Raw genomic sequence first — 4,811 nt, forward strand, 5'->3', positions numbered from 1 at the left:
GCGCGGGATTACGCTGCACGTGGAATCGACGCTGGTCGAAGAGCAGATCGCCGGCGACCAGGAGCGCCTGACGCAGGCGCTCTGGCTGATGCTCGCGTTTGCCACCGAGGCGAGTGCGGCGGGATCGACCGTGGTGCTGAACGGCCGCATGGACGGCAGCACGTTCGACGCGGCCGTGACGTTCAAGGTATCGCTGCAAAATCTCTCCGATGCCACGCTCCCGCACGTGCTCGAAGCGTTCGCCCGGGCGCAGGCCGTGCAGCCGCGCGAAGCAGCGCGCATCGCGTGGGTGCTTTCCCTTTGCAAGCGCGTGGCCGAAGCGCACGGCGGCGCGTTCGAGCATGATGATTTCATCGACGACGCCTCTGTGGCGCTCAAGTTTCGCGTACCGGCAAGCGCTCCCTGATTTAACTTTTCAGCCACTGCGCGCCTCTATACTGGTGGTTTGACTTTGCGGAGCGCGTTGCTTTGAATCAGGTTGTCGCATTAATAGGGGCCTTGCTGCTCGTCGCGTTGAACGGGTTTTTCGTCGCGGCGGAGTTCGGGCTGGTCAAGCTGCGTGCCACGCGGGTCCAGGCAATCGCCCGGACAAATGGCATGCCCGGGCGGCTACTCGCAAAGGTGCACGGCCAGCTCGACGCGTACTTGTCCGCTTGCCAGCTAGGCATCACGCTCGCGTCGCTGGGTCTTGGCTGGCTTGGCGAGCCGGCATTCGCTACGTTGCTGCATCCACTTTTCGTGCTCCTGGGGGTGCAGTCCGAGAAGCTGGTCGACGGCATCTCGCTGTTTTTTGCGTTTTCCGCCATATCGTTTTTGCACATCGTGGTGGGCGAACTGGCGCCAAAGTCGTGGGCCATTCGCCGCGCCGAACAGGTTGGGCTTTGGGCCGCCATTCCCCTCTACGGCTTCTACTGGGCAATGTACCCGTTCATCTGGGTGCTGAATTCGAGTGCGAATTGCCTTCTGCGACTCTTCGGGCTGGCGTCGGATCATGGCGGCGACGCGCACTACACCACCGACGAACTCAAGCTCATCCTGCGCGGCCGACGCCTGTCGGGCGCGAACAAGGCTGCGAACAATTCCGCGACCCCCGAGGATGCCTACAACGCCGACGAGTGGAACACGATCGCGCATTCGCTCGATTTCAGCCGCATGACCGTGTCCGACCTGATGCGCCCGATTCACGAGATGATCGGCTTGCGCAACGATCTGCCGATGCGCGAGAACATGCAGATCGTGGCGCGTCACCGCTTTAGCCGCTACCCGCTTTTCTCCGATGCGTCGGGCGAGCACGTGCTCGGCATGATTCACCTGAAGGACTTGCTGCTCGCTCGCGACGGCGCGGGGCGCGGCCTGATGCAAGGCTTATCGCGCCAGGATGTAAAGCAGGACGCGTTGGCGAAGCACGTGCGGCCGGTGCAATACGTGGCGGGCAATCTGTCGGCGCTGGAATTGTTCCGCCGTTTTCGCAAGGGCGCGCCGCACTTCGCGCTGGTTGGGCACAAGGGGCAAAAGCCGATTGGTTTCCTGACGCTCGACAACCTGCTCGGCGCGCTCGTCGGCCAGATTCACGACGAGTTTCGTCAAGGCGATGCCGACTGGTCGCGCATGGACGACGGCACGCTGATGGGTAAGGGCAGTTTGCCCGTGGTGTCGCTGGAACGGGCGCTAGGGATCGATATTGACGAAGGTCAGGCGGAATCCGTCGGCGGACTGGTCATTCACGCGCTGGCCGATTTGCCGAGCGAAGGGCAGCGCGTGGTCTTCGATCGCTTCGATATCGTGGTGAAGAAGATGAACGGGCCGCGCATCGTACTCGTGCGCGTGTATCCGCATGAAGACGCCGTGCAGGAAACCGATTGACCGGTTTGCCTGCATGGCCCCGATCAAACCTTCGGCACGCCTTCTTCCATCAACAGCGCAACCGGCATGAATGCCAGCGCGTCGCGCATGAAAAGCCGCTCGCCGTCGGCTTGCGGCGCGTTCGGACTCAGCCAGTCGAACAACGCGCGCGACGCCAGCGCCTCGGGCAACAGGACGGCCGTATCGCCCCATTGACGCGCATCGACTAGCGGCAGGTCCGTGTCGGTGAGAAGGGGCGTTGCCAGGCGCGTTGCAATCACGACGGCATAAGCGCTTCCGCTATGCCGCGCAAACGCGATCACGCTATCGGCATGTGCGCCTTCCACTTTCAGCGGGATATACGCGCCTTGCCCGAATAGCTCAGGCGCGTGCGCGCGCAGTGCCAGGGCGCGCCGCACGATACCCAGCTTCACGCGCCCGTCGCGCCAGTTCTTCAACTGCTCCGACGGCGCGCCCGCCGCTTCACCCGCGCTTAGCCATTCGCGCCGCTGCTCGAAGTCGACAGGGCGCCGGTTATCGGGATCGACGAGGCTGAAATCCCACAACTCAGTGCCTTGATACAAGTCAGGCACGCCCGGCGATGTCAGGCGCAAAAGCGTCTGCTGGAAACTGTTGATCGCGCCGGTCCTCGCCACGCGCTCGACGAACGCGGGCAGTGCGCCGAGGAACCCGTCACGCCGCTGGGGCGCGAGGATATCGAAGAGAAAATCACGGCATGCGTTCTCGTAGGCTTCGTCGGGCGCGAACCAGCTTGTGCGCAACTTGGCTTCGCGCAATGCCTTTAATTGCCACGCGCTGACGCGTTCGGCCAGTTCCTTGACACCGGCTGCGTCGTCAGGAGACAGCGTCGGCGGCCAGCAACCGACCAGCGTCTGATACAACATCGACTCGGCTGCCGCACCGGGTGCCCAGTTGTTTTCATCGCCATTGAACGCGCGCCGATGCGGCGCATTGAGCGTCGACCAGTTCTTTAACGTGGCGCTCCAGTCGCCGGCAATTTCGCTTAATCCCGCGATGCGCGCGCGCACGTCTTCGCCGCGTTTGTGGTCATGCGTGGCGGTGGTGAGCATCGCGTTAGGAAAGCGCTTGGCGCGCGTGCTATTTCCTTCGTGAAACGCCGCCACCGACAAAGCAAATTCACCCGGGTCAGCGCCGACTTCGTTGCGTGAGATGAGCCGACCGTATCGATAGCATGCCGTATCTTCGATTGCCTTGGCCGCAACCGGCGACGTGAGCTGGGAAAACAGGGTCTGCGCATTTCTCCGATGTGAACCGCTCGAATTGGAGCCAGCGGGATTCAATTGCACGTTTTGCATCGCCGTCGCAGACGCGGATGCAGACGTGGATGCAGACAGCCGATTCCGCCCGCGTTCCCGTTCTCGCGGATTTTCGTAGGTTTCCTCATCAATCTTGCCGCCTAGCCATTGCGCGACCTGGTCGAGGATCACTAAATCGGCGGGCGATAACACGGCTTTCGCGTTTTCGTAAGCCTGCGAGAAAAATCGCTCATCCTCTTCGGTGCGCTCGCCGCCAAGCGGATAGATGCGATACACCGGAAACTGCACCACGAGTTCGGCCACCACGCGGCGCAGCGACGAAAATGTGAAGTCGCGGGTGAGCGGGGTATCGCGGGCGATCTTGTGCAGTGCGCGCGCGACGCGATCGAGTTCCGCCGACACGTTCTCCGATAAAATCTTGCGTCGCGCGGCGTCGGCTTCGACAGCAAACTCGGCCGGTCTCCCCGACAACTGCGCCCAGCTTTCTGCCAAGGGTCCAGCGCCGCGCGGATCGTGCAGCAAGGCGCCAACGTCGTTCATGAATTCGTAGCCGGTGGTCCCGTCGATCGGCCAGTCCTCGCGCACGGACTCGCCGCGCGCCAGAATCTTTTCGACAACTAAGTAAGTGCGGGGACTCTGCAACTCTTGCGGCCGATGCACCGACAATTCTTCCAGCCGCGCGCGCAGCCGCTGGCAATATTCGCGCGGCTCGGCAAGGCCATCGACGTGATCGATCCGCACGCCGTCGATCAGCCCTTGCGTGAACAACCTGAAAATCAGCGCGTGCGATGCCTCGAACACTTCCGGCCGCTCGACGCGCATGCCGCCGAGCGTGCTGACATCGAAGAAGCGACGCCAGTTGACTTCATCAGCGGCCGTGCGCCACCAAGCGAGCCGGTAATGCTGCCGCTCCAACAGTCGATGCAACCGGTCGCGGCCGATGGGGTTATCGGCGCAATGAGCGTTCAGCACGGCGGCAATGGATTTTTCCCCGCTGCCCGATGCCGCAAATTCCTTCAACGCCCCGCGTGCTTCGTCGGCGCGCGGATGGTCCTCGGGTTGCGTGACGAGACCCGCGAAGCGCTGCGCCAGATCGGGCGCACTCTCACGCAGAAGGGATGCGTAGTCGACCGGGCAGATGGGAAACGTGTGCGTGTAGTACTCGACCTTGAAGCGGCCTTCATCGGCGGCGAACGCGAGCTTGATCTTGCCGCTTTGCAGCTCTTCGCCGTAAGCCGCGCCCAAGAACGGCGCGAGCACTTTGCCGCGCAACGCGGGATCGGGCGAGTGCCAGTCGACATCGAAGTAACGCGCGTGCGCCGCATGCCGGCCCCACTCCAGGATGTCCATCCACCAGCCGTTTTCCGACCCGCCCACGCCCATATGATTGGGCACCACGTCCACGATCACGCCCATCTCGTGCGCGCGCAAGGCCGCAACCAGGCGCTGCAAGCCTTCCTCTCCACCCAGTTCCGGATTGACACGGGTGTAGTCCACAGTGTCGTAGCCGTGCGTGGAGCCACGGGTGGCCGTCGTGATTGGCGATAAATACGCGTGGCTGATCCCGAGTGCCGCCATGTAGTCGACCTGGCGCGCGGCGTCGTCGAACGTGAAGTCGCGGTGAAGCTGGAGGCGCAACGTGGAACGTGGAACGGTCATGGCGTATTAGTC

Annotated in this window: 2 protein-coding genes and 1 pseudogene; 2 read left to right on the top strand and 1 reads right to left on the bottom strand. The window is 63.0% G+C overall.

All coding sequences use genetic code 11. The features are described from left to right. Both WCA53_RS02520 and WCA53_RS02525 read left to right on the top strand, forming a co-directional pair. Positions 1-406 (top strand): annotated as a pseudogene (locus WCA53_RS02520) (sensor histidine kinase); the annotation flags it as partial. Between the two features lie 62 nt (positions 407-468). Continuing rightward, positions 469-1,863, top strand: a complete 1,395-nt coding sequence (locus WCA53_RS02525) for a hemolysin family protein (RefSeq protein ID WP_423905128.1) — start codon at positions 469-471, stop codon at positions 1,861-1,863. A gap of 23 nt (positions 1,864-1,886) precedes the next feature. Here WCA53_RS02525 and treY read toward each other — a convergent pair whose 3' ends face one another. Continuing rightward, positions 1,887-4,799 carry a malto-oligosyltrehalose synthase gene (gene treY, locus WCA53_RS02530; RefSeq protein WP_423905130.1) on the bottom strand — a complete coding sequence of 971 codons (2,913 nt, stop codon included), beginning with the start codon at positions 4,797-4,799 and terminating at the stop codon, positions 1,887-1,889. Positions 4,800-4,811: the final 12 nt, after the last annotated feature.

The sequence above is a fragment of the Caballeronia sp. genome (assembly GCF_049581465.1).
Classification (GTDB): domain Bacteria; phylum Pseudomonadota; class Gammaproteobacteria; order Burkholderiales; family Burkholderiaceae; genus Caballeronia.

Coding starts and splice junctions, on each gene's coding strand:
- treY (WP_423905130.1), bottom strand. CDS start 4,799: ATGACCGTTCCACGTTCCACGTTGCGCCTCCAGCTTCACCGCGACTTC.